This is a genomic window from Thermococcus sp. 21S7 (genome assembly GCF_012027615.1).
Taxonomy (GTDB): domain Archaea; phylum Methanobacteriota_B; class Thermococci; order Thermococcales; family Thermococcaceae; genus Thermococcus.
Genome location: NZ_SNUT01000014.1, coordinates 1 through 786 on the forward strand (window position 1 = coordinate 1; position 786 = coordinate 786).

The following is a 786-nucleotide window of genomic DNA, read 5'->3' on the forward strand; positions in this document are numbered from 1 at the left end:
TCTTCATCGTGGGGCTTTCGGGGGGAACGGTGACTCCCCACATCTTCAAGGCTCTCAAACGAACATTCCAAGAGCCAACCACATCTCTATCAGCCTCAAACCCACAATTCGAACACTTCACAACCCTGCCCCCATTCGGGCTTAACTTACCCCCACACACCGGGCACAGGGAGGAAGTGTAAGCAGGATTCACAAAAACAACCATAACACTCTTCAACTTCGCCTTGTATTCGATGAGTGATTGAAACTTCCTAAAACTCCACCTGTGAAGGCGACCATTCATTTCAGCCGAATACTTGATTGACTCTCTGATTTTCGTTAAATCCTCTAAAGCAATCCCACCATATTTTTCCGCCAACTCGACGATTTTGTTAGCCAGCTTGTGATAAAGGTCGTTAAGCCTGTTCCTCTCCCTCCGCCCGTATTTTTCAAGGAGTTCTCCCCTCTTTCTTCCAGTCCTAATCTTCCGCTGGATTTTTCGTCTCTTCACGAAGTAACCCGTCCTAATCTCCCGCTCGTGAGTGATGATTTGGAGAAACTCCCCATTTGGAAGGGAGAGAGTAACGTTGTTCTCGTTCAAATCAACTCCAACAAAGGCTTTTGGTTCTTTAACCTCGACTTCCTTCGAGAAGACGACGTTTAGAAATGTCCCTTTCGGCGTTCTCACTAACCACGCTTGGCCAATCTTCCAGTCCTTGAACCGCTCATGGTATTTGGCCGGGTAAAACTCTAACTGGATTCGTCCCCTGGGAGTGGAGAGTTTCACGGTTTTATTTTCCAAATCAA

Annotated in this window: 1 protein-coding gene; it reads right to left on the bottom strand. The window is 47.1% G+C overall.

The features are described from left to right. Positions 1-786, bottom strand: a 786-nt coding sequence (locus E3E51_RS12895; RefSeq protein ID WP_167913518.1) for an RNA-guided endonuclease TnpB family protein, incomplete at both ends; no start/stop codon positions are given.